The following is a 26,469-nucleotide window of genomic DNA, read 5'->3' as shown; positions in this document are numbered from 1 at the left end:
CGCATCTGGCGCGAAATACAATAATGCGCAGATACGAACATCGAACAGTTTCGTTTGCAAGCAGTTCCGGTGCGTCGGCAGACAATTTTGTCACAAAGCTGTAACACACCCCGCAAGAAAGAGCGGGGCGTCAAAACGTGATTTAATCTATCGAAACGGGGACTTCAGAGATCGAGTTCGATCTTGCGCACCCGGTCGCGCAGCAGGGTTTTGGATACGGTCAGCAAATGCTGCTCCATCGCCGCGGCAGCGCCGAGCGTATCGCGCCGGGCGATGGCGTCGTTCAGCGTCATGTGCTGCTCACCCAGCACCTGTAGCGTTTCGGGGGCGTGATAGGTGCGGCGGCGCGAGGTCCATGCCACTTCGCGGCGCACCGCGCGGATGGATTCGTAGACCGTAAGAAACAGTGGATTCCGCGCCATCTCGGCGATCTTGTAGTGGAACATGTCATCCGCCGCCTCATAGGCGTCCGGGTCACTGAGGTTCAGCGTGGCGCGCATCAACTGATCCAACCGCTCGATCTCTTGCGGGCGGGCGCGGTCGGCGGCGAGGGCGGCAAGGGCAGGCTCAACCTCTAGCCGCACTTCCATCACGTCGCTTGGCGTGACTTGTCGTGCAAGGTGGCGCAGGCTGTCGGCATTGGTCGCGGGCGGCGGTGTGGCGAATGTGCCTTGGCCGTGGCGGCGATAGATCGTGCCGTCCTCTTGCAACAGGCCAAGTGCCAGTCGCAGCCGCGCCCGGCTCACGCCGAAATGCTCGGCCAGCGCCCGTTCGGGCGGCATCCGCCCGTCGTTCAGGATGTCCCCTTGGCGGATCGCTCCGCGCAGCCGCTCGGCCAATTCATCTTCACTTGGGGCGGACTGGGGGGGCTGTGTCATGAGTTGGAAAACGCTTCAAATAAATCAATGAACATACGCAGAGAGGTTACCATTAGGAAAATTCCAAAGGCAAACCGAAGCGCCCGGCGCGGCATGCTATGGGCCAGTTTCACACCCACATGGGCAAAGCTGGAAGTGAGCGGAATGATGATGGCCGCAGCGGCAAGGTTCACATAGCCGAGCGAGAAGGGCGGCAGCCCCTCGGCCCCAAGGCCGGTGAGCGCATAGACAACGGCACCCGGCAGCCCGATGATAAAGCCAATCGCGGCAGAGGTGCCCACGGCGCGGCGAATGTCATAGCCGAGAAAGTTCAACAGCGGCACGCCGATGGTGCCGCCCCCGATGCCCATCATCGCCGACAGCCCGCCGGTGACGACGCCCAAGATCGCCCAGATCGGTTTCGCAAAGCCGCGCGGCGTGGGGTCATCCTTGGTCTTGCGAAAGATCATGTCGAGGGCAACGAGTGCGGCCACGGTGGCAAAGACGCCGACAAGGATCAGCCCCGAGACATAGCCCCCCAGAAGCGCGCCGATCACGACGCCGATCAGCAGTGACGGCGCCCAGAGTTTCAAAAGGTCCATATCAATCGCGCCGCGTTTGAAGTGACCATAGCCCGAGGACAGCGAGGTAAAGACGATTGTCGCAAGCGAGGTGCCCACCGCCACTTGCATGGTGATCGCCGGGTCCATCCCCGCCGTCGACAGCGCAAGATAAAGCGCGGGCACGATCACGATACCGCCGCCCACACCAAGCAGCCCCGCAAGGATGCCGCCAAAGACCCCGGCGGAAACCGCAATGGCGAGAAGGGGCAGAAGCTGGCTGAAATCGAGCGCGTTCATATGGTTAATCTTTCTTTGTCTCTAAATCTGTCGCCAGCGACCGGCTGGGCTTGCCCGCCGCCGTGCGAGCCTCTTCGGCGCGGGTGATTGCCGCATCAATCGGCGCGCGGTCCGAGGTGCCCGAGAAATTGTCGAGGCTCGGCATCGCTTCGGCCACATGCAGATAGCGCTCTCCGGCGACGTCGAGCAGCCGGTCAAGCTCGCTCAGCGGGTCGCCATGGTCATCGACGCGCAGGTCGAGATAGGCGTGGTCCTGTCCGCGGTGGATCACCAGCCCCGCGGCTTGGCGCCCGCGCATGTCGCCGCCCGCCTCTTCGCCCGCGCGCATGGCGGCGAGCAGACGTTCGGCCATCGGCAGATCATGGCGCGCGGTGTAGGTCTCGAACGTGGCCTCCACCACCTCCGGCCCGGTCAGCATATTGCCCGCGACGGAATGAATGGTGCCTACACGGTGCCCGGCCCAATCGACACAGGCCGCGCCGGTATGCGCGGCGAAGTTTCCTGTGGCGTCCAGCATGTGACACTGGCGGATGTCGCGCCCCGCATCGCGGGCGGCGAATTCCTTCAGCAGTGCTTCGGCGGGGTCGCCGCTTTCCAACATGCGCCGGCCTTCGGTCCCCCAGAGCGGGTTGACGAAAGCCTGCGTGGCCACGGCGACGCGCCGCCCGATGTAAGGCACGGCGGCACCGCAGGCGAAAAAGCGGCTGGCCACGGCAATGCCGATTTCATTGCTTTCGGGATCACGGGCGATGATGGAATAGGTCATGGGTCAGCGTCCTACGGCATAGGCCTGCATCAGGCGGGGGGTCGCGGCGGCGTGAAGACTGCCGTCGGGATTGCGCATCGCGGCGGTCATTCGGCCCACCGACCACGGCTCGGCCACGGTAACGATATGCCCCCGGGCGCGCAGCGCGTCGATCACTGCGGGGCCTACATTGGGTTCGATCATCATCTCGCCGGGCAGGGCTTGGCGGGGGAAGAAACTGCTTTGGAAGTGCAGCGTGTGGAACAGCGGCGCATCCATCCCCTCTTGCAGGTCGAGGCCGTGGTGCACGAAACGCAGGAACCAGATCAGCTGCCATTGGTCCTGCTGGTCGCCGCCCGGCGTGCCAAAGACCAACTGCCGCCCATCGGCATGTTCGGCAAAAGAGGGGGTCAGCGTGGTGCGCGGACGCCGCCCGGGGGCGAGGGAGGTGGGCAGGCCCCGCTCAAGCCAGAACATCTGCGCGCGGGAGTTCAACGGAAAACCAAGCCCCGGCACCACCGGATTGCTCTGCAACCACCCGCCCGAGGGCGTGGCCGAGACCATATTGCCCCAGCGGTCGATCACATCGAGATGCACGGTATCGCCGCGTTTCTCGGTCAGATGCGCCATCGTCGGCCCTTGCGGGGCGGCGTTCTGAACGCCGAAATCACGGGCCGCGCGTTCGATATAGCGCTCGGCCAGATGCTCCAGCCCCGCGATCACGCCGGGGCGCTGCTCAAGCGATGCCTTGCCGTTCACCAGCTTCGCGCGTTCCGCGTTATAGGCATCAGAGAGCAGCTCTTCCATCGGGATGATGCTCTGCTCGGGGTCGCCGTAATAGGCCTCACGGTCGGCATAGGCGAGTTTCATCGCCTCGATCACCGTATGGGTAAAGGAGGCGCCCATCGGGTCCATCGCGGCAAGATCGAAATGTTTGAGGATGGCGAGGGTCTGCAAGAACACCGGACCTTGCGACCATGCGTGGGTCTTATGCACCGTCCAGCCGTGGTATTCGTAGGTCAGCGTGTCCTCATAGCTGGCCTGCCATTTGGCCATATCCTCGCGCGCCAGAAGGGCGCTGTTCTTTTGCTCGGACACGTCATGCACGCAGGCGTCTTCGAGGTAGTCGAAAATCGCATCGGCCACGAAACCTTCGGACCAGATTTTGCGCGCCGCTTCGATCTGCGCGCGGCGGTCTTCGCCTGTGGCTTCGGCCTCGTTGACCAAGCGCTCATAGGTCGCGGCCAGATCGGGGTTCTTGAAGTTGGCGTTCGGCTCAGGCGCTGCACCGCCGGGCGTCCAGACCGCGGCGGAGCTGGGCCATTCGGCGGCGAAATATTCGGCCAGCCCCTTGATGGTGTTCGACACGCGCGGCAGCACCGGATGCCCGTCGCGGGCATAGTCGATCGCCGGTTGCATCACCTCGCGCAGACCCATGGTGCCATGATCGCGCAGCATCAGCATCCAGCCGTCAAACGCACCGGGCACCACCGTCGACAAAAGACCCGAACCGGGGATCAGTTTCAGCCCGAGCCCCTCGAAATGCTCCAGCTTGGCGGCGGCGGGGCTGACCCCTTGGGCGCAGACGACCTTGGTCGCCTGTTTCTCCGCGTCGTGAAAGATGATCGGCAGGTCGCCCGCCGGGCCGTTCAAATGCGGCTCGACCACTTGCAGGACAAAGCCCGCGGCGACAGCGGCGTCAAAGGCGTTGCCGCCTTTTTCAAGGATGCCGAACCCCACGGTCGAGGCGATCCAATGGGTCGAAGTGGTGACACCAAAGGAGCCGCGGATCTCGGGGCGGGTGGTGAAGGGGGTCATGTCGTCTCCGGTCAGTGTTCGCGTGGGTCGAGCGCGTCGCGCAGCCCGTCGCCCAGAAGGTTGAAGCCAAGCACGACCATGAAGATCGCGATGCCGGGCCAGAGCGCCATCCAAGGCGCCTGATTGAGGAAGTTCTTCGCCGTGTTCAGCATCGACCCCCAAGAGGGCGCGGGCGGCTGCTGGCCAAGACCAAGGAAGGAGAGCGACGCCTCGGCGATGATGGCGGTGGCGACGGTCAGCGTGGCCTGCACCAACACGGGCGGCAGCACGTTGGGGAAGATATAGCGGCGCAGGATGCGCGGCGTGCTCAGACCAATGGCGCGGGCGCTTTCAACGTAATCCTCGGCGGCGACGCTCAGCACCTGACCGCGGGTCAGGCGGATGAAGATCGGCGTGGCCGAGATGCCGATGGCGATCATCGCGTTGGTCAGGCTCGGCCCGAGGAAGGCCGCAAGCGCGATGGCGAGGATCAGGAAGGGTGCGGCCAGAAGCGCCTCGGTGCAGCGTGAGATCACCGCGTCGGTCCAGCCTCCGAAGTAGCCCGCCACGATGCCCAAAGGCACGCCAAGCCCAAGCGCGATGGCGACCGAGACAACCCCGGCCAGCAAGGACGCCTGTGCGCCCCAGACCAGACGGCTCAGCACATCGCGGCCCAACTCATCGGTGCCCATCCAATGCGCCGCCGAAGGCCCCTTGCGCACCGCGCCCCAATCGGTGGCGGCGGGGTCGGGGATCGGCAGCAGCGGGGCCAAAAGCGCGATGGCGCAGAAGAATACCACCAGCACGCCGCCCAGCATGGCGCTGCGATGGGTGCGGAACTTCTTCCAAACCCGGTTTTCGGGACGGGCGGAGAGGACCGGATCGGCGGCGCTTTCGGCGTCGATGGTGATGGGTGTGGCAGGTTGAGCCATTATTGCTTCCTCAGGCGGGGGTTCAGCAGCACATAGGCAACATCGGCAAGCAGGTTCATAAAGATGAAGCCGACGGCGGTGACGAGCACGATACCTTGGACCACGGCGTAATCGCGGTTGAACACGGCATCGACCACCAGCTTGCCAAAGCCGGGGATGGTGAAAATCTGTTCGGTCAGCACCGCGCCCGCGATCAGCTCACCAAAGAGCAGGGCGGTCAGGGTGACGATCGGCGTCAGCGCGTTGCGAAAGGCGTGTTTCAGGATCACCCGCCGCTCGACCAGACCCTTGGCGCGGGCGGTGCGGACGTAGTCACTGCTGAGCACGCTCAGCATGGCCGAGCGAGTGTGGCGCATCAGCGTCGCGGCCAGCGCCGTGCCCAGCACGAAGGCGGGCATGATCATCACGGTGATGGAGCGGATGGGGTCTTCGCTCAGCGGCACATAGCCCGAGGCGGGCAGCAGCTTCCATTTCACCGAGACCAGCAGGATCAGCATGATGCCGAGCCAGAAGTTCGGGATCGACAGGCCCGACAGCGCCACCACATTGGCCACATAATCGGTCACGGTGCCCTTCTTGACGGCAGAGAAGATGCCCGCAGGCACGCCGATCAACAGGGCAAAAATCATTGCCATCGTGGCCAGTTGGATGGTCACGGGCAGTTTCTCTCCGATGAGTTCCAGCACCGGCTGGTTGGTGCGCAGCGAAATGCCCAAGTCACCGGTCAGCGCGTTGCCGATCCAAGTGAAATATTGCACCGGAATAGGATCGTTCAGGCGGTATTTCTCGCGCAGGAACTCCAGCACCTGCGGGTCGCGTTCTTCGCCGGCCATGGCCAGCACCGGGTCGCCCGGCAGCAGCTTTTGCAAGGTGAAGACAAAGACCGAGATCAGGATGATCGTCGGGATCGCGATCACCAGACGGCGCAGGATGAAGGACAGCATTTTGAAACGTCTCGCTCAGGGGAGGGGCACCGCCGGAACCGGCCCGGCGGTGCGGATGCAGAAGGGTTAGCCTTCTTCTTTTTTCATGCCCGCAAGGCGGATCATGCCGTCAGGATAGGGGGTGAAACCGGTGATGTCGGAATCCAGCGCCCAGATCCATGTCTGGTGGTAGAGGTACACGATCGGCATCTCTTCGTTCAGGATCGCGCGGGCAGCGGTATAGCTCTCGCGGCGCACGTCTTGGTCGTTGGACTTGCGCGCCTTGTCGAGCAGCTCATCCACTTCCGGGTTCGAGAACTTGGAGTCGTTGATCCCGCCTTCGGTGGTCATGAACTGGTGGATGTTGCCATCGGGGTCTACACGGCCCGACCACCCGATCTGGCTTGCCTGATAGTCACCCGCCGATTGATCGGCCAGCAGCGTCGCGAATTCCTTGGAAGTGATCGAGATGTTGATCCCCGCCTCGCCTGCCATGGACTGTACGACCTGCATCAGTTGCAGCGGGATCGTGGTGTTGGGCACCTGCACCTCAAGGTCGATGCCATCCGCAAAGCCCGCTTCGGCCAGCAGTTCCTTGGCCTTTTCCACGTCACGCTCAGGCACGGGATAGTCGGTGCTGTACCAAGGCGAGTTTGGCGGGAAGGGCTGGTTGCCCGCGGCGAAGGCACCATTAAAGACGACCTGATTGATCGCCTCGCGGTCGATCGCATAGCTCAGCGCCTGACGCAGACGTTTGTCGTTGCCCCAAGGGTTGTCGCCCTTTTCGCCATTGGCCACGTTGATCGTGATGCCTTGATAGCCGAGCGACACGGCGCTTTCGACATTGATGCTGTCGTCACCTTCGGCCTGCGCGAGGTCGGTCGCGGCCAGACGCTCCAGCATGTCGATGTCACCCGATTGCAGGTTCGCCAGACGCACGGTGGTGTCGGGGATCGGCAGATAGGTGACGGTGTCGAAGTGGTATTCCTCGGCATCGTAATAGTCGGCGAATTTCTCAAGCACGATGCGGTCTTGGGCCACGCGCTCTTTGAACTGGTAGGGGCCGGAGCAGACCGGGTTCAGGCCAAAGTCATCGCCCGCGGCCTTAGCAGCGGTGGGGGAGACCATCATGCCTGCGCGGTCGGCGAATTGCGCCATCAGCGTGGCATCGGCATCGGCCAGATCAAAGCGGATCTCATGGCTGCCCAGCACTTCGACGCCGGTGATGGAGGAAAGCTCGGACTTGCGGCGCGAAGTCTCCATGTTCTGGCTGCGGTCGATGTTGGCGGCCACGGCCTCGGCATCAAAGGGCGTTCCATCGTGGAAGACCGCATCGTCGCGCAGTTTCATGGTCAGCTGTTTGCCGTCTTCGGAAAAAGACCATTCGGTTGCGAGCTGCGGGATGATTTCGAGGTCGGGTGTGATGTCCACCAGCTTGTCGCAGAGCGACGCGTAGACGATGCGGCCCACGAAGGTGCGCGACTGGTCGGGGTCCAGCACATCGGCATCGGATTGCAGCGCGATGCGCAGGTCAGCCGCCTGCGCGCCGAGGGTTGTGGCCCCCAGCAATGCAGCGGCAAGTGTCATTTTGGTCAGTGTCATGTCGAACTCTCCTGTCGTTTCAATGAGTCTGGTTCAGCCTGTTATTCTTGGTTTTGGCGGGGGCGGAGCGTGGTCCGGTCCCGCATGGCGTCTTGGTAAAGCGCAAAGCGCGCAGCAGCGCCGGGGGCGCGTTCGGGTGCATCGGCAAGGCCGAGGTCCGGCGTGGCGGCGGCGATCTCTTCGAAGTAGTGGCAGGCGGCGACATGGCCCTCGCTTGCGCGGGTCTCCCGCAGAGAGGGCGGCTCGCTCGCGCAGCGTTCTTTGGCAAAGGGGCAGCGGGTGTGGAAGCGGCAGCCTGCGGGCGGGTTCGCCGGGCTGGGCATCTCACCCTCAAGCGCGGTCTGCGGCGTGCGCGCGCCATGGGCGGCCACCGGAATGGCCGACAAGAGCGCGCGGGTATAGGGGTGGCGCGGATGGTTATAGACCGTGTCGACATCGCCCTGTTCGACGATTTGCCCCAGATACATCACCGCCACGCGGTCGCTCATATGGCGGATCACGGCGAGGTCATGGGCAATGATGACCAATGTGAGCCCCAATTCATCGCGCAGATCGCCAAGCAGGTTGATCACCTGCGCCTGCACCGAGACGTCGAGGGCTGAGACCGGCTCATCCCCGATCACCAGTTTCGGGGCCGAGGCCAGTCCCCGCGCGATCCCGATCCGCTGACGTTGACCGCCTGAGAATTCATGCGGGTAGCGTTCGGCATGTTCGGGGCGCAGCCCGACCTTGGCCAGCAGTTCGGCCACTTTGCCGCGCCGCTCGGTGGCGGACATCTGGGGGAAATGGGTCTCAAGCGGCTCACCGACCAGCTTGCCGACGCTCATGCGCGGGTTGAGCGATGAAAAGGGGTCTTGAAAGATGAACTGCATGTCCCGGCGCAGGGCGGTCAGATCGCGCCCCGAAAGGCTGCGCACATCCGCGCCGTCGAACTGCACATCGCCCTCGGTCGGGGTCAGCAAGCGCATCAGGAGCCGCGCGAGGGTCGATTTGCCGCAACCGGATTCGCCGACGATGGCAAAGGTCTCCCCCCGGCGCACGTCAAAGGAAACGTCATCGACCGCCTTGACTGTAGCCCCTTTGGCCAATCCGCCGCCCGAGGTTTTGAAATGTTTCTTCAGCCCGCGCGCTGTCAGGATCGTGTCACTCATGCGCTCTGCTCCAGATGTGTCTCCAGCGGGGCGAAATGGCAGGCCACGGCATGGCCCCCCTCCAGCGGTGCAAGCGGCGGCTCCTGCGCGCAGATGGGCTGGACGAAGGGGCAGCGCGTGGCAAAACGGCAGCCTTGGGGCATGTTCTGCGTTGTCGGCACCATGCCCGGCACGGTCGCCAAGCGTCCGCGCGGACCGCTGAGCTGCGGGATCGAGGACATGAGGCCGATCGTGTAGGGATGCTGTGGGTCGTTAAAGATGCGTTCCGCAGGGCCGGTTTCGACGATCGTGCCCGCGTACATGACGGCGACGGTATCCGCGATTTCGGCCACCACGCCAAGGTCATGGGTGATCATGATCGTGCCCATATCGGTCTCGGCCTGAAGGTCGCGGATCAATTCGAGGATCTGCGCTTGAATGGTCACGTCGAGGGCGGTCGTCGGTTCATCCGCGATTAAAAGCGCGGGGTCGTTGACCAAGGCCATGGCGATCATCACCCGCTGGCGCATGCCGCCGGAAAGTTGATGCGGGTAGTCGCGCATCCGCTTCTCCGCCGCCGGAATGCCGACCCGCTTGAGGATCGCCAGTGCCTTGTCCTCGGCCTCGGATTTGCTGGCATCGCTATGCGCGCGCACGGCTTCGGTGATCTGCTCGCCAATGCGGAAGGCGGGGTTGAGCGAGGTCATCGGCTCTTGGAAAATCATCGTCATCCGACTGCCGCGCAGTTTACGCATGGCGGTATGGTCGGCAAGGTCGAGCTTCTGACCTTCGAAAACCATTTCGCCCGAGCGGATTGTCGCCGCACCGGCCGGCAGCAGCCCCATCATCGCCAGCGAGGTCACGCTTTTCCCGCAGCCGCTTTCCCCGACGACACAGAGTGTCTTGCCCGGGTGGACCGTGAAATTCACATGGTTGATTTGGTCGCTCGGCGCGCCGCGAAAGCGCAGGCTGAAGTCACGCACTTCGAGCAAAACCTTGTCGGGACCGGTGTCGGGGCTGGGCAATGGACCGCTTTCTTGAACCAATATCAGATTGGTCGAGTATGCGGTTGCAGCTTTCGCGCTGTCAATCCGGGGATTACAGTTTTTGAAAAAGCCTCTCTGGGTCAGTCTTTTGATGGGAATTGTGCCTGATATATCGGCGGTGATGCCTGATTATTAGGCGATCTGTTGCGGCGGTTGGGTGGGCGGTTGGCGCGGGGTGGCGTTTGGGGAGAGTGCGGAAGGTATTTGAGAAAGGATGAAATGAAGGGGGTGGCGCGCTCTAGGGGCGATAGCGCTATTGTAGGGCGGGGGATTTGTTGCTTTATCGAGGGGGAGCCATGAACATCGAAAGGGCGGCATCCCCGCATGACCAGCAAACCTAAAACGGCGGAACGCAAGCGCGGGTCCGGGGCGCAATTTGTCTATTCCATCCTGCGCGATGAGATACTCGATCTGACCCTCTTGCCGGGTAGTCCGATTGACGAGATTCGTCTTTCCGAGCGGCTGTCGATGTCGCGCACGCCGATCCGCGAGGCATTGGTGCGGTTGGCGAGCGAGGGGTTGGTGACCACGCTGCCCAACCGTTCGACGGTCGTGTCGAATATCGACTTCATGAACCTGCACACCTTCTTTGACGCGATGACCTTGATGTACCGTGTCACCACGCGTCTTGCGGCGCAGTTTCATACGCCGGCGGATATGGCCAATATTCGCGCGCGGCAGGTGGAGTTCGCCAAGGCCGTGTCGGCGCAGGACGCGCTGTCGATGATCGCCACGAACCGGGAGTTCCATGCCGAGATCGCCCGTGCGGGGCGCAACCCCTATTACGAATCGCTTTGTCTGCGGCTGTTGGATGAGGGGCGCCGGTTGCTGCGGATGTATTACCAGTCCTTCGACGATCAGCTTCCCAGCGAGTATGTGCAAGAGCATGAGGATCTAATCGCGGCCATCGAGGCGCGCGACATTGCCTTGGCAGATTCTTTGGCCGCGACCCATGCGGATCAGATCGTGCGGCAGATTCAGGCGCTGATTTCACGAGACCGGCGGCAGCATATCGACCTTTAACCATAGGTAAATGCGCCTTTAACGGGCCGTCCTAGGGGCCGTGCAGATTTTATGTCGACAAATAAAATACAATAGCTAAGATGCGGCTAAGCCCGGCGGTATCGCGGCCGGTTTCTATGATGGAGAGATATATGACCCCTTCGATTTTTTCCGGCTGCATCCCGGCCCTGATGACCCCCTGCACTGAAGACCGGAAACCCGACTTCGACGCTTTGGTGCGCATGGGCAAAAAGCTCATCGCCGATGGTATGAGCGCGGTGGTCTACTGTGGGTCCATGGGCGATTGGCCGCTGCTGACCGATGCAGAGCGGATGGAAGGCGTCGAACGTCTGGTCGAAGCGGGCGTGCCGGTAGTTGTGGGCACGGGGGCCGTGAATACGAAGCTGGCCGCCGAACATGCGGCCCATGCGCAGAAGGTCGGCGCCAAGGGGCTGATGTTGATCCCCCGTATCCTGTCGCGCGGCACATCGGTCGCCGCGCAGAAGGATCACTTCAAAAAGGTTCTCTCAGCGGCGCCTGAGCTTCCTGCCGTCATCTACAACAGCCCGTATTACGGTTTTGCCACCCGGGCTGATCTCTTCTTTGCGCTGCGGGCCGAGCATTCCAACCTCGTTGGTTTCAAGGAGTTCGGCGGCGCGGATGATCTGCGCTATGCGGCGGAGAATATCACCAGCCGGGATGATGAGGTCACGCTGATGATCGGTGTGGATACCACCGTTTTCCACGGTTTTGTCAATTGCGGCGCCACCGGCGCGATCACCGGGATCGGCAATGTGCTGCCGCGCGAAGTGTTGCATCTGGTCGCCCTCAGCCAAGCCGCGGCGGCGGGCGATGCCGAAGCACGTCAGCGGGCGCAGGAGCTTGATGCGGCCCTTGGTGTTCTGTCCTCCTTCGATGAGGGGCCGGACCTCGTGCTTTATTATAAGCATCTGATGGTCCTCGAAGGCCATGCGGAATATGCGTTGCATTTTAATGAGACCGACGCGCTGACCGACAGCCAGCGCGGCTATGCCGAGGCGCAGTATAAGCTTTTCCGCACATGGTATGCCGGTTGGAGCCAGCAGGGCGGGGCGGTCGCTAAATACGCCGCCTAAACCCCTTAGCCACCTCTCCCCGGCCGGGCAGGCCCGTCGCATTTGCGGCGGGCCTTTTGCGTTCCGGGCAAGCCTTTCGAAGAAGATAATTGCAAACGCATATAAATGTGACTAGCATCTTTGCAGGGACAACGCATCGGGAGTGGGTGCGCCATTTGAGGGAGATTAATTGAAATGAGTGCTACGGATTTAATGCGCGATTTCGGCGCGATGCTGGCTTCGGGCGGGGTCGAGGTCGTGGATTGCTCAGGCGTTTTGGGGCCGGATACGCCGATCCTGCAACTGCCTGCCGATTTCGCCAAGCCGACGCCGAAGGTCGAGATTCACAAGATCAGCGAATATGACGAAGACGGCCCCTTCTTTGCTTGGAACTGGATGGTGCTGGGTGAGCATTCGGGCACGCATTTCGACGCGCCGCATCATTGGATCACCGGTAAGGATTACGACGACGGCTTTACCGATACGCTCGACGTGCAGCGTTTGGTTGCGCCGGTCAATGTGATCGACTGTTCGCAGCAATCTCAAGAAGACCCCGACTTTCTGCTCGACGCTAAGGGCATCAAGGAGTGGGAAGCGGAGTATGGCGAGATCGGCGAGGGCGAATGGGTTGTCATGCGCACCGATTGGGACGCGCGCGTCGATGACGAGGCGCGGTTCCTCAAAGCGGATGAGACCGGCCCCCACAGCCCCGGTCCGACCCCGGATGCCATCGAATATCTGATGGACAAGAAGATCGTTGGCTGGGGCACCCAGTGCATCGGCACCGATGCGGGGCAAGCGGGCGGGATGGAGCCGCCCTATCCGGCGCATAACCTGCTGCATAAGAACAACTGTTTCGGTCTGGCGTCACTGGCCAACCTCGACAAACTGCCGCCGAAGGGGGCGATCCTGATCGCCGCGCCGTTGAAGATCAAGAACGGCACCGGCAGCCCCATTCGGGCGCTGGCACTGGTGCCGAAGGGCTGATCGGTGACAGATACACCACCTTCCAAGGCCGAGAACGCGCCGCTGGATCGGATGGGGCTTGATAACTTCGCGCCCTATCTGATGAACCGGATCATGGGGCGGTACAATGCCGCCCTGTCGGCGGAGATGGCGGCACTCGGCCTGACCACGCCGCAGATGCGCTCGCTCGCGGTGCTGTCGGTGACCGATGGCATCCTGATCCGCGAATTGGCTGTCTATGCGGTGGTGCAGCAATCGACGCTGAGCCGCGCGCTCGACGCGCTGGTGCGCGACGGTCTGGTCCGGCGCGAGACCGACGCCAACGACAGCCGCGCCACGCGGGTCTACTTGACCGATCAGGGGCGCGAGGCCTATGCGCGGCTCTGGCCGCATATGGCGCAGGCCTATGAGGCGATGTTCAAGGGCATCGGTACCGAGGAGAAGGCGGCCTTCGTGGCCACCTTGCAGACCATGCTGCGCAACATTCGAAAACACGATTTCTGAGAGGGTCCGATGGCCGAACGTTCGTTCAAAGCAGAGGTGGAACATCTGCGCAAGGGAGACGGCGACGTCTTCACCGGCGAGGGCATCCTTGCGATCACCAAGGCGCTCTTGGAGAACGGCGTGGGCTATGTCGGCGGCTATCAGGGCGCGCCGATCAGCCACCTGATGGACGTGCTGGCCGACGCCGAGGAGCTGATGGGCGAGTTGGGCGTGCGCTTCGAGGCCAATGCCTCCGAGGCCGCGGCGGCGGCGATGCTGGCCGCGTCCGTGCACTACCCGATCCGGGGGGCGGTGACCTTCAAGGGGCCGGTGGGGGTGAACGTGGCCTCAGACGCGCTCGCCAATCTCAGCTCGTCGGGCGTGACCGGCGGCGCGCTTGTGATCGTGGGCGAGGACTACGGCGAAGGCTCCTCGATTATGCAGGAGCGCAGCCACGGGTTCGCGATGAAATCGCAGTTCTGGATGCTCGACCCGCGTCCGAACCTGCCCTCGATCACCAAGGCAGTGAAGGACGGGTTTGAGCTTTCCGAGGCCAGCAACACGCCGGTGATGCTGATGGTGCGCATCCGGTCCTGCCATGTGACCGGGAGTTTCGAGACCCGCGACAACCAGCGCCCGCCGCTCACGGTGGCCGAGGCTGCGGCCAACCCGCAGTCGGATTTCAACCGCGTGGTGCTGCCGCCGATGTCCTACCTGCACGAGAAGGACAAGATCGAGAACCGCTGGCCGGCGGCCGAAAAGTTCATCCGCGACAACAAGCTCAACGAATTCTTCGGCCCCGAGAAGGCGCCTCTGGGCATCGTGGTGCAGGGCGGCATGTACAACAGCGTGATCCGCGCGCTGCAGCGGCTGGGGCTGGCGGACATCCACGGCCAGACCGAGGTGCCGCTTTATGTGTTGAACGTGACTTACCCGCTGCTCAAGGACGAGTTCGATGATTTCTGCGCGGGCAAAGAGCATGTGCTGGTGGTCGAGGAAGGCCAGCCGGATCATATCGAACAACAGCTTGGCTCCTACCTCTACAAGCTCGAGCGGAAGGTGAAGCTGCACGGCAAGGACGTGCTGCCGATGGCCGGGGAATACACCGGGCAGGTGCTGCTCGACGGGGTAACGGCCTTTCTCAAGATCGCCGCCCCCGAGATGCTGCCCGGCGCGGTACGTGCTCCCAATGCCGAAGCGCCCGCGATCCCGGACCTGTCGCAGACCGTGCCGATCCGCCCGCCCGGGTTCTGCACCGGCTGTCCCGAACGCCCGATCTTCGCCGCGATGAAACTGACCGAGCAGGAGTTGGGCAAACATCAGATCACCGGCGACATCGGCTGCCACCTCTTCGGCTGCCTGCCGCCCTTCGAGATCGGCGGCTCGACCATGGGCTATGGCCTTGGCCCCGCCTCCAACGCGGCCTTTGACGGCGGCGGCGACAAGCGGGTGATCTCGATTCTGGGCGACGGGGGCTTCTGGCACAATGGTCTGTCGACCTCGATCGGCAACATGGTGTTCAACAAGTCCGACAGCGTCGCGGTGATCGTAGACAATTACTATTCCGCCGCCACCGGCGGGCAGGACGTGATGTCGTCGCGCGCGCATAACGACACGAAAAGCACCAACAACCCGATCTCCAAGGCGCTGAAGGGCGTGGGCGTGGAATGGGTGCGACAGATCGACCGGACCTATGACGTGGGCAAGCTGCGCGAGGTGCTGCGCGAGGCACTGACCACCGATTACAAGGGGCCGAAGGTGATCGTGGCCTCTTCAGAATGCATGCTCAACAAGCAGCGCCGTGAGAAGCCGAAACGCAATCAGGCAATCAAGGAAGGCCGCCGCATGGAGGTGCCGCGCTTTGGCGTCGATGCGGATGTCTGCACCGGCGATCACGCCTGTATCCGCCTCTCGGGCTGCCCGTCGCTGTCGCTGAAACGGCTCGACGATCCGCTGCGCGATGACCCGGTGGCGCATATCGACCAGACCTGCGTCGGCTGCGGCAACTGCGGCGAAGTGGCGGATACCGCCGTCCTCTGCCCGTCCTTCTATCAGGCCGACGTGGTGCACAACCCGACGAAGTTCGAGCGTTGGCGGGCCGAGAAGACCGGCCAAATCATTCGCTGGTTGCAAGACCGACGCGATGCGAAACGACTGCGCAACGAAGGAGTGGCCACATGAACATGGTGCTGCCGCAAAAGACCCCCGATGCGCGGGTCGAGAAGATCATCAAGCTTGCCGTCATGGCCGTGGGCGGGCAGGGCGGCGGCGTGCTCACCGGCTGGATCGAGGCGATGGCCCGGGCCGAGGGCTATGTCTGTCAGGCGACCTCGGTCGCCGGCGTGGCGCAGCGTACCGGGGCCACCATCTACTACGTCGAGATGGCGCCCAAGGGCGCGCTCGACCCGGTTTTCGCGCTTGCCCCGGCGGCGGGCGACGTGGACGTGCTGATTGCCGCCGAGATGATGGAAGTGGGCCGCGCCGTGATGCGCGGTTTCGTGACGCCGGACCGGACGACGCTGATCGGCTCGACCCACCGCGCGCTGGCGGTGAGCGAGAAGATGGCGCCGGGCGACGGCATTGCCGATGCCGATGAGGTCCGCGCGGCGGCCGAGATCGCGGCGCAGAAACTGGTGCTCGAAGATATGGAAGGGCTGGCCGTCGGCGCGGGCTCGGTCATCTCGGCCTCGCTCTTCGGCGCGCTTGCAGGCTCCGGCGCGCTGCCGTTCCCGCGTGAGGCCTATGAGAATGCGATCCGTGCCGGCGGCAAGGGGGTCGAACCCTCGCTGCGCGCCTTCGCTGTGGGCTTTGACGCGGCACAGGGCAAGCTGCCCGAATCACCGCAGGCGCCCGAGGAAGAGATCAAACCGTTCAGCCTTGTCGGGCCGGAGAAGTTGCAGGCCGAATGGGCCGCGCTGGTGGACCGGGCCGACCGTCTGCCTGAGCCGGTGCGTGACCTCGCGCTCGCCGGGCTCGCCAAGGTGGTGAACTTTCAAGACTGCGCCTATGGCGCGCTCTATCTCGACCGGCTCGATACCGTGTTGGCCCGCGATGACGCCGCGCAGGGCTGGGCGCTCTCGGCGGCGGCGGCGAAATACATCGCCAATGCCATGGCCTATGACGACATCATTCGCGTGGCGGACCTCAAGACCCGCGCCCCGCGTCTGTCGCACATCCGTCAAGAGATGCGCGCGGGCGACGAGAACCTGCTGCAACTGACCGAGTACTTCCACCCCCGCGCGGAAGAGATCGCAGGGCTCATGCCCGCGCGGCTCGGCGCCAAGGTGGAGGCGAGCGAGACGTGGATGGCCCGGCTGAACCGCTGGTTCGACAAGGGCCGCCGGTTGCGTACCGACCGGCTGCCCGCCTTCCTGATGTTGCATTTCCTCGGCGGCCTGAAGGGCTACCGGCTGCGCACCCATCGCCATGCCCTTGAGGTCGCGCATCTGGAGGACTGGCTCAGCCGCTGCCTTGCGGAGGTGGAGAGTGACTACGCCCTCGCCGTGGAACTGGTGAAATGCCGCCGCCTGATCAAGGGCTACTCCGACACCCATGCGCGGGGTCTGGGCAAGTTCGACCGCGTGATGGATGCCGCCGACCTGCTGCGCGGGCGCGACGACGCGGCGGAGTGGATCGCGCGGCTGCGCGAGGCGGCGTTGCAGGATGCGGAAGGCAAGGCGCTCGACGGGGCCATCGCCACGGTGCGCTCCTTCGTCTGAGGTGCCCGCTTTTTAAGCGGTCGCAGGGCCGAACACGCACCGAGCGGCCCCGGTCGCCTGCATCCCAGTTGACCATGGGCCAGCACCGCGCCTAGCTGGGCGCAGTCACAGGGGACCGCCGCCATGGAACTATCGCATCTCATTGCCTTCAACATCGCGCTCATCGCGTCAATCCTCAGCCCCGGCCCGGCCTTTCTGATCGCGCTGAAAACAACGCTGAGTTCGGGGCGGCAGGTGGGCGTTGCCGTGGGGGCTGGCCTCGGCCTTGTGGCGTCGTTCTGGACCCTCGCCGCGCTCTTGGGGTTGGAGGCTGTCTTCCTCGCCTTCCCATGGGCCTATGCCATCGTGAAAACCGTGGGCGCGGCCTATCTTCTCTATGTGGCCTACGGCATGTGGCGCGGGGCGCGGGCACCGGTGACCAGCACGGTGACACCCGCCCGCCATGCCTTCCGGCAGGGGCTGATGATCAACATCCTGAACCCGAAATCGGTGCTTTTCGCCGCCGCGGTGCTGGTCGTCATCTTCCCCGAGGGGATGCGGCTGAGCGAGAACCTCTTGATCGTCGCCAATCACCTGATCATCGAACTGGCCTTCTACACCGCATTGGCCTTCGGCATGAGCCGCCCCGCCGTCAGCCAAGGCTACCTGCGCGCGAAGGTCTATTTCGACCGCATTGCCTCGGCTGTGCTGGGGCTTTTGGGGCTGCGGCTGCTGCTTGCGCGTTAAAGCTCGGCCTCCCACCGGCGCGACAGGCGCATGGCGCCGTTGATGATGCCCACCATGGAGTAGGTCTGCGGGAAGTTGCCCCAGCCCTCACCAGTGGCAAAGGCAGTGTCTTCGGACATCAGGCCAAGGTGGTTGCGGGCCTCCAGCAACTCTTCGAACAGTTTGCGTGCTTCCTCTTCGCGGCCAATCCGTGCCAGCGCGTCGATGCGCCAGAAGGCGCAGACGTTAAAGCCCACCTCCGGCACACCGAAATCGTCGGCCTCTTCGTAACGCAGCATGAAGGGGCCGCGGCCCAGCACTTCGGATAGACGTTCGACCGTGGCGATGAATCGCGGGTCTTTCGGCGGCAGAAAGCCGACCTCGCCCATCAGCAAAACGCTCGCGTCGAGGGTGCTGCCGCCAAAGCTTTCGACAAAGGCGCCGCGTTCCTCGGACCATGCGTTGTCGAGGATCTTGTCGCGGATCACCTCGGCCCGCTCGGCCCAAAGAGCGGCGCGCTCGTCCAAGTCCAGATGCCGCGCAATTTTGGCCAGACGGTCGCAGGCGGCCCAGCACATCAGGGACGACGAGGTGTGAATCCGCGCGCGGCTGCGCAATTCCCAAATGCCCGCATCGGGCTGGTCGTGCAGCTCCCACGCCTGTTCGCCGAGGGGCTCCAACTGCTCATAGGCGGTGCGCCCTGTGTTCATCGGCAGCCGGTGATCGAAAAACGCCGGAGCGGCGCCGAGGATGATATTGCCATAGGTGTCATGCTGGAAATGCTCATGCGCCTGATTGCCGATCCGCACCGGCCCCATGCCACGGAACCCCTGTAGACTGGGCGAGATACGTTCGGTCAGCGCCGTCTCTAGCCCCAGCCCCAGCACCGGCTGGATATGCCCGCCCTCGGCATCGGCCACAGCGTTCATCAGCCATTGGAAATAATGCTCCAACGTGCGGGTGGCGGCGAGGCTGTTGAGGGCGCGCACGGTGAAAAACGCATCGCGCACCCAGCAATAGCGGTAATCCCAGTTGCGCCCCGAATCCGGCGCCTCAGGCAGGGAGGTGGTGATCGCGGCGATCACCCCGCCCGTGGCCTCGTAGCTACACAGTTTCAACGTGATCGCGGCGCGGATGACGGCCTCCTGCCACTCGAAAGGGATCGCCAAACGCTGCGTCCAGCGCTGCCAATAGCGGGTCGTCTTGGTGCGAAAGGTGGTGCCGATCTGCTCAGGGCTGTCCGACAGGGTCTCATCGGGGCCGAGGATGAAGGTCATCTCACCTTCGAGGTTGATCATCCGCCCGTCGAGCACATGGTCAATCGGCGCGTCGGTGGTCAGGCGCATGTTCTGCTCTGGCCCGACGAAACGCACATGGTTCGAGCCGCGGGTGAGGGTTGGGGCGACCTCCCCCCATTGAAAGCGTGGTTTGAGATGCATCCGTACACGGGGTGACCCTTCAGTGCGCCGCACCTGCCGCACCAGCATCTGAGGGCGGAAACTGCGGCCATAGGCCGTGAAGCGGGGGCAGAAATCGACAATCTCGACCGCGCCTTTGGGGCTGCGCAGGATGGTGCGCAGGATCGCGGTATTGGGCAAGTAGCTCTGCTCGCTCTCGGTCATATCTTCGAGTTCGACGGCAAATTCCCCGTCGCCCTCTTCGCCCGCGCCATGGCCCATCAGGCTGTGAAAGACCGGATCGCCGTCGAAACGCGGCAGGCAGAACCAGTTGATCGCCCCTTCGCGGCTGACCAGCGCCGCAACCGCGCAATTCCCGATGACACCCAGATCCATAAGTCCCTCTTTTCTATTCATGATGCGACTGCCGGGCGGGCCGGATCAGCGCAAAATCTCTTCCAGCCAATCGGCAAAACCGGCCACGTCTTCGATGCGATGTTGGGCCTCGGTCGGCCCTTGGCCGATCTTGATGCCAAAGCCACCCATGGCCTGCGCCGCGCGAAAGCCGTCTTCGTCCGTCACGTCATCGCCGACCATCACGGGCAGACGGTCTGCGAAGGCGGGGGAGGCCATGAACCGCGCCACCGCGCCGCCCTTGTCGACACCTTTCAAGGCGACCTCGCTGACCATCTTGCCATGCAAACCGCGCAGGCTGGAGTCTTCGCCGATCAGCGTATCGACGAAGCCGCGACAGGCGTCTTCTTGCTCCGGGGCCTTGCGGTAATGCAGCGCGATCGCGCCGGGCTTGCGCTCGGATGTTACCCCATGCAGTACGGCGAATTCCTCGACCCGGTCGATGACCGGGGTGGGGATGCCCGCGCTCTGCTCCGGCGCGTGATCTTCAGCGGTGCTGAGCCGCAGCTCCAGCCCATGCGATCCTGAGACCGGCAGGCGCAGCGCGCCCAAGATACGGTCCACATCCGCCATGGCCCGGCCAGAGATCACCGCCACCGCCCCATCGGTCTTTGCGACGAGACGGGTCAGAAGATGGCGCGTCGCCTCCGGCAGACAGGCGTCTTCGGGGTTGTCGACAATGGGGGCGAGCGTGCCGTCGAGATCAAGGAAGAACGCATGGCGCTCGACCGGGATCACGGGCGGCAGATTGCGGGGCGACAGGGCGGTATCCATAGGGTCCGGTCTATCCGTTTCGTTGCACGGGCGTTCCCCCAGAAACCTATGCGCCAGCGCAGCGAAATCAACGGATTTATGCTGCAACTGCGCAGAGATGCGCGATGTGCGCCGCGGGAACCCAGCCGATGCGCCCGCGTTGATCAAAACGGGGGCAGGCCCCAGGCGCCACCCCGCCTATCGCAATCGGAAGCCCAGATGACCGCACCGTCGACGCTCAGGTACTACCCCGACAGCAAACCCGGCATCGCTCGGCGGCGCTGCGGGCGGGGGTTTTCCTATCACGCGCCCGATGGCCGCTGCATCAAGGACAAGGCCGAGCGGGCGCGGCTGGTGAAACTGGCGGTGCCCCCGGCCTATGAGCGGGTCTGGATCAGCCCCTATGACAATGGGCACCTTCAGGCGACCGGCTTCGATGCGCGGGGCCGCAAGCAATACCGTTACCATCCGCTCTGGTCCGAGGCGCAGGCGCAGGAGAAATACGCAAGTCTGCCCGAGTTTGCCGAGACTCTGCCGCGCATCCGCCGCCGCGTGCGCCGTGATCTCAAGGAGGAGTTGGGCGAACGTGATTTTGCGCTGGCCGCCGCCGTGGCGATGATCGACCGGCTGTCGCTGCGCGTTGGCAATCACGTCTATGCCGAAACCAACCGCACCTATGGCACGCTGACCCTGAAACGGCGGCATCTGGTCCTGCGCGACGGCAAGTTGCAGGCGTCCTTCATGGCGAAGGGCGGCAAACGGGTTCGCCGCCAGATCGCCAACCGCACCCTAATGCGCGCGCTTGAGAAAATTCGCGACCTGCCCGGCGCGGACCTGCTGACATGGCTCGACGAAGAGGGGCAGCCGCGCAGTCTGACCTCCACCGCGCTGAACGACTACATTGCCGAGGCCGCTGGCACCGAAGGCTTCTCGGCCAAGACCTTTCGCACTTGGGCCGGGTCCGTCGCCGCCTTCGACGTTGCGCTGAAGGAGGACAAGCCCAGCATCAAAGCCATGGCCGAAGCCGCCGCCGAACGGTTGCACAACACGCCCACCATCGCGCGTAACAGCTATATCCATCCGCAGGTGATCGAACTTTCCCAGACCCCGCAAGACTTGCCGGACCCGCCCGATATCGACGATATGACCCAAGCCGAACGGGGGCTGCTGGCCTTTCTGCGCGCGAAGACGTGAACTTGAACTGACAATTCGGGTGAACTTTCACCGCGCTCACGCATTGTTAACATGAGTAGCGCTATCGCCCGACGTTAGAAGGACTAGAATTTCATGAGCGATACAGGTCGGCCAACCCTCAGCGGCGTCCTAGATGAGATGGAGCATCTTTCCGGCGGCGCGGATCGGCAAATCACCGTGGAAGAGATCATCGATTGTCTGGGCAAACATTCTTTTGCCTCAACCATCCTCGCTTTCAGCCTGATCTCAACCTCGCCGGCCAGCGGCATTCCGGGGATCACGGCTTTCATCGGTTTGGTGGTGCTGTTTCTGGTGGTGCAGATGATCTTTGGCCGCGACAGCCTCTGGCTGCCCGGTTTCGTCATGCGCCGCGACATCGCGGCAAAAAAACTCCGCGAGGGGGTGCGGTGGCTGCGCCGCCCGGTGGATTTCGTGGACCGCTATCTGCACGAGCGCTCGACCTTCATCCTGCACCGCCCGTGGATTTACCTGCCCCTGTTCATGGTGATGGCCCTGTCGATGTTTATGCCCTTCATGGAGGTCGTGCCCACCTCCGGCTCCATCGCGTCGGCGATGATCGCCGTCTTCGCGGCGGGCTATCTGATGCGCGACGGGCGGGTGGTCATCCTGTCGATGATCCTGATGTCGCTGCTGCCTGTGGGGGTCGCGTGGTTCTTTCTTGGGCGCTGAGAAAATAATTCCCGCCCTTGGCCATGCTGCACCTGCAAAAGATTTGACCAAAGGCGCTCAAGCTGGGAACCTTTACCGACCTAAACCATTAAACCGTTAGTGGTGGTCGGCGTTCCGCCTAATCAGGCTCGGCGACCGAAAATGATTGTTCCCGAGGCATAAAATGGCTGGCAGATTAATTGTAATCTCAAATCGCATCCCATCGGAGGCCGCCCCTTCCGGTGGGCTGGTCTATGCGCTGCATGAAACCCTGCGCAAGATCGGCGGCATCTGGATCGGGTCGCACCCCGAAACCACGGATACCCCCGCCAACAGTCTCAGCGAATATGGCGATCAGGGCAATTACACCCGGCTGAGCTTTAGCCTAACCCCCGAAGATTACAAGAATTTCTACCTCGGCTTCTCGAACTCCGTGCTTTGGCCTGTTTGTCACCGCCGCGGCGATCTGGTCAAGCTCGACCGCGGGTTCGAGCGGGGCTATTGCGCCGTCAACGCCCGCCTTGCCCGGCAGGTGATGGAGGTGGCCGAGCCCGACGATATGATCTGGGTTCACGACTATCATTTCTTCCCTCTCGCTACAGAGCTGCGCAAGCTGGGTTTCACCGGCAAGATCGGGTTTTTCCTGCATATTCCCTTTCCCGCCTTGGGCGATATGGGCGCACTCCCGCGGGAGGCCAATCTGGCGCATTGGCTGGCGGATTATGACCTCGTAGGCCTGCAAACCCGCGCCGACGTGGCCCGCTGTCTTGAGATGTTCCGGGCCGAGACCGATTCCGAATTCCTGATGGATGGCACGATCAAATGCGGCTCCCGCGCGGTGGCGCTGCGGTCTTTCCCCATCGGCATCGACGTGGAGACCTTTGTGCAGGCCGCGCAGGGCGGCAGCGCGCAGGACCGTTTGGCCGACGATATGGCGGGTGACATCGTGATCGGCGTCGACCGGCTCGATTACTCCAAAGGTCTGCCCAACCGCTTCCGCGCCTTTGGCCGCTATCTCGAAACCCGGGATGAGCGGGAACGCCGGGTAAGCATGGTCCAAATCGCCCCGCCCAGCCGAGAGGAAGTCGCCGCCTATCGCGAGTTACGCTACGAGTTGGAAGAGCTTGTCGGTCGCGTGAACGGGGAGCATGGAGAGATCGACTGGACCCCGCTGCGCTATATCCACCGCAACCTTGATCGCAACCTTTTGGCCCGCCTCTATCGCCGGGCGCGGGTCGGGATCGTGACGCCCTTCGCCGATGGGATGAACCTTGTGGCCAAGGAATATGTCGCCGCGCAAGACCCCGAAGACCCCGGCGTGCTGATCCTGTCGCATATGGCCGGCGCTGCCGAGGACCTTGCGGATGCGATTCAGGTCAACCCCTATGACATCGAAGACATGAGCGAGGCCCTCAAGACCGCGCTCGCCTTGCCGCTGGAAGAGCGCAAGCGCCGCCATGCAAGCTGCATGGCGCAGGTGCGGGCCACGGATGTGAACCTTTGGAGCCAGCATTTCGTCGACGCTTTGAAAGCCTGCAAGCCGACGCTCGTGGTCAAGCCCCGGGCGCGGGAATGGACAGACGCCTAGCGGCGGGGGTCACTCTTCCGGCGCATAGACCACTGCAGTCTCCCAACCGTTGCATTTCTCGGCGAGGCCCGCAGGCAGCGACAGATCGGTAAAGAACATATCCACCTCCCGCGCCGAGGCGATGCGCGCGGGGGCAGAGCGTTTGAATTTGGAATGATCGGTCACCAAAAAAGTCTTGCGCGACTGCGCGATGATACATTGGCTGACGCCCACTTCTTCGATGTCGAAGTCGAGCAGATCACCATCCGCATCCATGGCCGAACAGCCGATCACCGCGATGTCGAATTTGAACTGGCGGATCGTCTCGATCGTCAAGTTTCCGACCAGACCGCCGTCCATCCGGCGCAGTGCGCCGCCGGTCAGCACGATGCGGCATTCGGGGTTGTCGACCAGAATATTGGCCACGTTCATGTTGTTCGTTACCACCATCAGATCGCGGTGGTGAAGCAGGGCGCGGGCCACTGCCTCGGTACTGGTCCCGATATTTAGAAAGACCGAACAGCCGTCGGGGATATGTTCGGCGCAGGCGCGGGCGATGCGATTCTTGGCCTCTTCATGCAGATTGCGCCGCTCGGCATAGCCGATGTTGCTGGCCCCCGAGGGCAGCACCGCACCGCCATGGACCCGCTCAAGCTTACCGCTGTCGGCCAGTTCCGTAAGGTCACGGCGGATGGTCTGATGGGTCACGCCGAAATGTTCGGCCAGCCCATCGACGGTGACTTTGCCTTCGCGCCGGGCGATTTCAAGGATGTCGGGATGGCGGAATGTCTGTGAAATGGGCGTCGCTCCTGCCTGCTGTTGGCGCATTATCTCCAGTGTTTTGGCTAACGCAAGCAATCGCGCAGCAAGACACGTTTAACATGTTCGCTATGCTGGTGAAACGAACATAAACGAAAATAATTCTTGTGCAGATGAGAGTCGTTTCGTAACACTGCCCCAAATTGGACAGTCTGAGCTGGGGGAGGGCCGGATCGTGAACCAACAGCCCGATAGCCATATGGCCGCTGCCCCGGTCGATCTATTCGTCATCGGTGGTGGTATTAACGGCGCCGGGATCGCGCGCGACGCTGCAGGCCGGGGTCTGAGCGTGACCTTGGCCGAGATGAACGATCTCGCCTCGGCGACCTCTTCCGCTTCGACCAAGCTTTTCCACGGCGGGCTGCGTTACCTTGAGTATTTTGAGATCGGCCTTGTGCGCCATGCGTTGACCGAGCGCGAGGTGCTGCTGAAGGCGATGCCGCATATCTCTTGGCCGATGCGTTTCGTGCTGCCCTATCACCGCGACATGCGGTTCGAGGGCGACACGCCGACCTCTAAGCTGCTGCGGTTGTTCATGCCGTGGATGCGGGGCCGCCGCCCGGCGTGGCTGATCCGGTTGGGCCTGTTCCTCTATGACAATCTCGGCGGGCGAAAAATCCTGCCCGCCACACGCAGCCTTTCTTTGCGCGGTACGCCCGAAGGGGCGCCGCTGGAGGATCGGTTCGAGAAGGCTTTTGAATACTCCGATTGCTGGATCGAAGACTCGCGCCTTGTGGTGCTGAACGCCCGCGACGCCGAACTGCGCGGCGCGCGCATCATGACCCGGACCAAAGTCGTCTCTGCCGACCGCAGCGCCGATGGCTGGGCGGTCACGGTAGAGCATGGCGCGGATGGCCGGCGCGAGGTGATCCACGCCAAGATGCTGGTCAACGCGGGTGGCCCGTGGGTCGGCGACATCATCCATAACACCGCGCGGCTGAACTCCTCCGAAGGGGTGCGGCTGGTGCGCGGCAGCCATATCGTGACCAAGCGGCTCTACGATCACGACAAATGCTATTTCTTCCAAGGCACCGATGGGCGGATCATCTTCACGATCCCCTATGAGCAGGATTTCACCCTGATCGGCACCACCGACGCGGATCACCCCGATCCGTCCGTCACCCCGGAATGCACGCCCGAAGAGCAGGACTACCTGATCGACTTCGTGAACGGCTATCTCAAGCAGGACATCACCCGCAAAGATATCGTCTGGACCTATTCCGGGGTGCGCCCGCTTTATGACGACGGGGCCAGCAGCGCCACGGCGGCGACGCGGGATTATACGCTCAAGGTCGACAAAACCGGCGGCGCGCCGATCCTCAATGTCTTTGGCGGCAAGATCACGACCTACCGCAAGCTGGCCGAAGACGCGCTGGAGTTGATCGCGCCGCATTTCGACGGGCTGTCGAGCCATTGGACCGCGGGCGTTGCCCTGCCTGGCGGTGATTTCCCGGTGGACGGCGTGGCGCAGTTGATCGCGCGGCTGAAAGCGGATTATGACTTTCTGGATGAAAGCTGGGCAGCACGGCTGATCCGGGCCTATGGTACGGATGCTTGGGCGATGGCGGGCGAGGCCAAGACTCTGGCGGATATGGGCGAGCATTTCGGGGCCACGCTCACCGCGCGCGAGGTCGCTTGGCTGATGAACAAGGAATATGCCCTCAGCGCAGAGGACGTCGTCTGGCGCCGCAGCAAGCTGGGCCTGCGAATGGACGAGACGCAGATCGCGCGTCTTGATGAATGGATGCAGATGCGCGCGGCGAAACAAGCCGCCTCTGCGGCGGAATGAGGGGAG

General features: G+C 63.2%; 23 protein-coding genes. 11 read left to right on the top strand and 12 right to left on the bottom strand.

Annotation, left to right across the window (positions count from 1 at the left end):
* Positions 1-164: 164 nt before the first annotated feature.
* The 9 genes from ACGYK2_RS13025 to ACGYK2_RS12985 all read right to left on the bottom strand — a co-directional run bounded on the left by ACGYK2_RS13025 (position 165) and on the right by ACGYK2_RS12985 (position 9,871).
* Positions 165-878, bottom strand: coding sequence for a FadR/GntR family transcriptional regulator (locus ACGYK2_RS13025; protein ID WP_209219188.1), 714 nt, complete (start codon positions 876-878; stop codon positions 165-167).
* Positions 875-1,717, bottom strand: coding sequence for a sulfite exporter TauE/SafE family protein (locus ACGYK2_RS13020; RefSeq protein ID WP_271690254.1), 843 nt, complete (start codon positions 1,715-1,717; stop codon positions 875-877). Before ACGYK2_RS13020 ends, ACGYK2_RS13025 begins: the two co-directional genes overlap by 4 nt.
* Before the next feature lie 4 nt (positions 1,718-1,721).
* Entirely contained in the window at positions 1,722-2,483 is a 762-nt protein-coding gene (locus ACGYK2_RS13015; protein WP_271690253.1) for a DUF1028 domain-containing protein, read from the bottom strand.
* Between the two features lie 3 nt (positions 2,484-2,486).
* Positions 2,487-4,280 (bottom strand): gamma-glutamyltransferase family protein, encoded by a 1,794-nt coding sequence (locus tag ACGYK2_RS13010; protein ID WP_271690252.1) that lies wholly within the window; start codon positions 4,278-4,280, stop codon positions 2,487-2,489.
* Positions 4,281-4,291: 11 nt separating this feature from the next.
* The gene (locus ACGYK2_RS13005; protein WP_209219184.1) at positions 4,292-5,191 is read right to left on the bottom strand and encodes an ABC transporter permease; all 900 of its coding nucleotides are present in this window, start codon (positions 5,189-5,191) and stop codon (positions 4,292-4,294) included.
* On the bottom strand, positions 5,191-6,135 hold the full coding sequence (locus ACGYK2_RS13000) for an ABC transporter permease (protein ID WP_067264018.1): 945 nt from the start codon (positions 6,133-6,135) through the stop codon (positions 5,191-5,193). The genes ACGYK2_RS13005 and ACGYK2_RS13000 overlap by 1 nt, the downstream gene beginning before the upstream one ends.
* 66 nt (positions 6,136-6,201) lie before the next feature.
* A complete protein-coding gene (locus ACGYK2_RS12995; protein WP_271690251.1) occupies positions 6,202-7,716 on the bottom strand; it encodes an ABC transporter substrate-binding protein in 1,515 nt (504 codons plus the stop codon).
* A 41-nt stretch (positions 7,717-7,757) separates the two neighbouring features.
* Positions 7,758-8,867, bottom strand: a complete 1,110-nt coding sequence (locus ACGYK2_RS12990; protein WP_271690250.1) for an ABC transporter ATP-binding protein — start codon at positions 8,865-8,867, stop codon at positions 7,758-7,760.
* Complete coding sequence (locus tag ACGYK2_RS12985) at positions 8,864-9,871, bottom strand: ABC transporter ATP-binding protein (RefSeq protein ID WP_271690249.1); 1,008 nt, start codon at positions 9,869-9,871, stop codon at positions 8,864-8,866. The genes ACGYK2_RS12990 and ACGYK2_RS12985 overlap by 4 nt, the downstream gene beginning before the upstream one ends.
* Before the next feature lie 345 nt (positions 9,872-10,216).
* Here ACGYK2_RS12985 and ACGYK2_RS12980 point away from each other — a divergent pair, with 345 nt between their 5' ends.
* The 7 genes from ACGYK2_RS12980 (at position 10,217) to ACGYK2_RS12950 (ending at position 17,882) form a co-directional block, all read left to right on the top strand.
* Positions 10,217-10,915, top strand: a complete 699-nt coding sequence (locus tag ACGYK2_RS12980; protein WP_271690248.1) for a GntR family transcriptional regulator — start codon at positions 10,217-10,219, stop codon at positions 10,913-10,915.
* A 131-nt stretch (positions 10,916-11,046) separates the two neighbouring features.
* On the top strand, positions 11,047-12,009 hold the full coding sequence (locus ACGYK2_RS12975; protein WP_271690247.1) for a dihydrodipicolinate synthase family protein: 963 nt from the start codon (positions 11,047-11,049) through the stop codon (positions 12,007-12,009).
* A 174-nt stretch (positions 12,010-12,183) separates the two neighbouring features.
* Positions 12,184-12,975 (top strand): cyclase family protein, encoded by a 792-nt coding sequence (locus ACGYK2_RS12970; protein ID WP_394374307.1) that lies wholly within the window; start codon positions 12,184-12,186, stop codon positions 12,973-12,975.
* A gap of 3 nt (positions 12,976-12,978) precedes the next feature.
* Positions 12,979-13,458 (top strand): MarR family winged helix-turn-helix transcriptional regulator, encoded by a 480-nt coding sequence (locus ACGYK2_RS12965; protein WP_276154480.1) that lies wholly within the window; start codon positions 12,979-12,981, stop codon positions 13,456-13,458.
* 9 nt (positions 13,459-13,467) lie between these two features.
* A complete protein-coding gene (locus ACGYK2_RS12960; RefSeq protein ID WP_271690245.1) occupies positions 13,468-15,618 on the top strand; it encodes an indolepyruvate ferredoxin oxidoreductase subunit alpha in 2,151 nt (716 codons plus the stop codon).
* Entirely contained in the window at positions 15,615-17,156 is a 1,542-nt protein-coding gene (locus tag ACGYK2_RS12955; RefSeq protein ID WP_271690244.1) for an indolepyruvate oxidoreductase subunit beta family protein, read from the top strand. Before ACGYK2_RS12960 ends, ACGYK2_RS12955 begins: the two co-directional genes overlap by 4 nt.
* 123 nt (positions 17,157-17,279) lie before the next feature.
* A complete protein-coding gene (locus tag ACGYK2_RS12950) occupies positions 17,280-17,882 on the top strand; it encodes a LysE family translocator (protein ID WP_271690243.1) in 603 nt (200 codons plus the stop codon).
* Here ACGYK2_RS12950 and ACGYK2_RS12945 read toward each other — a convergent pair.
* The gene (locus ACGYK2_RS12945) at positions 17,879-19,654 is read right to left on the bottom strand and encodes a glycoside hydrolase family 15 protein (protein ID WP_271690242.1); all 1,776 of its coding nucleotides are present in this window, start codon (positions 19,652-19,654) and stop codon (positions 17,879-17,881) included. The two genes, ACGYK2_RS12950 and ACGYK2_RS12945, sit on opposite strands and share 4 nt — an antisense overlap.
* 45 nt (positions 19,655-19,699) lie before the next feature.
* Entirely contained in the window at positions 19,700-20,446 is a 747-nt protein-coding gene (gene otsB / locus ACGYK2_RS12940; protein WP_271690241.1) for a trehalose-phosphatase, read from the bottom strand.
* 198 nt (positions 20,447-20,644) lie between these two features.
* On the opposite strand from otsB, the gene ACGYK2_RS12935 reads away from it, so the two are divergent.
* The 3 genes from ACGYK2_RS12935 to ACGYK2_RS12925 all read left to right on the top strand — a co-directional run bounded on the left by ACGYK2_RS12935 (position 20,645) and on the right by ACGYK2_RS12925 (position 23,876).
* On the top strand, positions 20,645-21,619 hold the full coding sequence (locus tag ACGYK2_RS12935) for a DNA topoisomerase IB (RefSeq protein ID WP_271690240.1): 975 nt from the start codon (positions 20,645-20,647) through the stop codon (positions 21,617-21,619).
* A 93-nt stretch (positions 21,620-21,712) separates the two neighbouring features.
* Positions 21,713-22,309 (top strand): exopolysaccharide biosynthesis protein, encoded by a 597-nt coding sequence (locus ACGYK2_RS12930; protein WP_271690239.1) that lies wholly within the window; start codon positions 21,713-21,715, stop codon positions 22,307-22,309.
* Positions 22,310-22,472: 163 nt separating this feature from the next.
* Complete coding sequence (locus ACGYK2_RS12925) at positions 22,473-23,876, top strand: trehalose-6-phosphate synthase (protein WP_271690238.1); 1,404 nt, start codon at positions 22,473-22,475, stop codon at positions 23,874-23,876.
* Positions 23,877-23,885: 9 nt separating this feature from the next.
* Here the strand turns inward: ACGYK2_RS12925 and ACGYK2_RS12920 are convergent, their stop codons facing one another.
* On the bottom strand, positions 23,886-24,653 hold the full coding sequence (locus tag ACGYK2_RS12920) for a DeoR/GlpR family DNA-binding transcription regulator (RefSeq protein ID WP_271690349.1): 768 nt from the start codon (positions 24,651-24,653) through the stop codon (positions 23,886-23,888).
* A gap of 220 nt (positions 24,654-24,873) precedes the next feature.
* On the opposite strand from ACGYK2_RS12920, the gene glpD reads away from it, so the two are divergent.
* A complete protein-coding gene (gene glpD / locus ACGYK2_RS12915; RefSeq protein WP_271690348.1) occupies positions 24,874-26,463 on the top strand; it encodes a glycerol-3-phosphate dehydrogenase in 1,590 nt (529 codons plus the stop codon).
* The last annotated feature ends 6 nt before the right edge of the window (positions 26,464-26,469 follow it).

Origin of the sequence: Sulfitobacter sp. 1A10359 (assembly GCF_043558145.1) — a bacterium.
Taxonomy (GTDB): domain Bacteria; phylum Pseudomonadota; class Alphaproteobacteria; order Rhodobacterales; family Rhodobacteraceae; genus Sulfitobacter; species Sulfitobacter faviae.
This window is presented reverse-complemented; position numbering and strand designations above follow the sequence as displayed.

What these genes read in the sequence shown, in the direction of transcription:
- ACGYK2_RS13025 (WP_209219188.1), bottom strand. Translation starts at nt 878, where the DNA reads ATGACACAGCCCCCCCAGTCCGCCCCAAGTGAAGATGAATTGGCCGAG.
- ACGYK2_RS13020 (WP_271690254.1), bottom strand. Translation starts at nt 1,717, where the DNA reads ATGAACGCGCTCGATTTCAGCCAGCTTCTGCCCCTTCTCGCCATTGCG.
- ACGYK2_RS13015 (WP_271690253.1), bottom strand. Translation starts at nt 2,483, where the DNA reads ATGACCTATTCCATCATCGCCCGTGATCCCGAAAGCAATGAAATCGGC.
- ACGYK2_RS13010 (WP_271690252.1), bottom strand. Translation starts at nt 4,280, where the DNA reads ATGACCCCCTTCACCACCCGCCCCGAGATCCGCGGCTCCTTTGGTGTC.
- ACGYK2_RS13005 (WP_209219184.1), bottom strand. Translation starts at nt 5,191, where the DNA reads ATGGCTCAACCTGCCACACCCATCACCATCGACGCCGAAAGCGCCGCC.
- ACGYK2_RS13000 (WP_067264018.1), bottom strand. Translation starts at nt 6,135, where the DNA reads ATGCTGTCCTTCATCCTGCGCCGTCTGGTGATCGCGATCCCGACGATC.
- ACGYK2_RS12995 (WP_271690251.1), bottom strand. Translation starts at nt 7,716, where the DNA reads ATGACACTGACCAAAATGACACTTGCCGCTGCATTGCTGGGGGCCACA.
- ACGYK2_RS12990 (WP_271690250.1), bottom strand. Translation starts at nt 8,867, where the DNA reads ATGAGTGACACGATCCTGACAGCGCGCGGGCTGAAGAAACATTTCAAA.
- ACGYK2_RS12980 (WP_271690248.1), top strand. Translation starts at nt 10,217, where the DNA reads ATGACCAGCAAACCTAAAACGGCGGAACGCAAGCGCGGGTCCGGGGCG.
- ACGYK2_RS12975 (WP_271690247.1), top strand. Translation starts at nt 11,047, where the DNA reads ATGACCCCTTCGATTTTTTCCGGCTGCATCCCGGCCCTGATGACCCCC.
- ACGYK2_RS12970 (WP_394374307.1), top strand. Translation starts at nt 12,184, where the DNA reads ATGAGTGCTACGGATTTAATGCGCGATTTCGGCGCGATGCTGGCTTCG.
- ACGYK2_RS12960 (WP_271690245.1), top strand. Translation starts at nt 13,468, where the DNA reads ATGGCCGAACGTTCGTTCAAAGCAGAGGTGGAACATCTGCGCAAGGGA.
- ACGYK2_RS12955 (WP_271690244.1), top strand. Translation starts at nt 15,615, where the DNA reads ATGAACATGGTGCTGCCGCAAAAGACCCCCGATGCGCGGGTCGAGAAG.
- ACGYK2_RS12950 (WP_271690243.1), top strand. Translation starts at nt 17,280, where the DNA reads ATGGAACTATCGCATCTCATTGCCTTCAACATCGCGCTCATCGCGTCA.
- ACGYK2_RS12945 (WP_271690242.1), bottom strand. Translation starts at nt 19,654, where the DNA reads ATGGATCTGGGTGTCATCGGGAATTGCGCGGTTGCGGCGCTGGTCAGC.
- otsB (WP_271690241.1), bottom strand. Translation starts at nt 20,446, where the DNA reads ATGGATACCGCCCTGTCGCCCCGCAATCTGCCGCCCGTGATCCCGGTC.
- ACGYK2_RS12935 (WP_271690240.1), top strand. Translation starts at nt 20,645, where the DNA reads ATGACCGCACCGTCGACGCTCAGGTACTACCCCGACAGCAAACCCGGC.
- ACGYK2_RS12930 (WP_271690239.1), top strand. Translation starts at nt 21,713, where the DNA reads ATGAGCGATACAGGTCGGCCAACCCTCAGCGGCGTCCTAGATGAGATG.
- ACGYK2_RS12925 (WP_271690238.1), top strand. Translation starts at nt 22,473, where the DNA reads ATGGCTGGCAGATTAATTGTAATCTCAAATCGCATCCCATCGGAGGCC.
- glpD (WP_271690348.1), top strand. Translation starts at nt 24,874, where the DNA reads ATGGCCGCTGCCCCGGTCGATCTATTCGTCATCGGTGGTGGTATTAAC.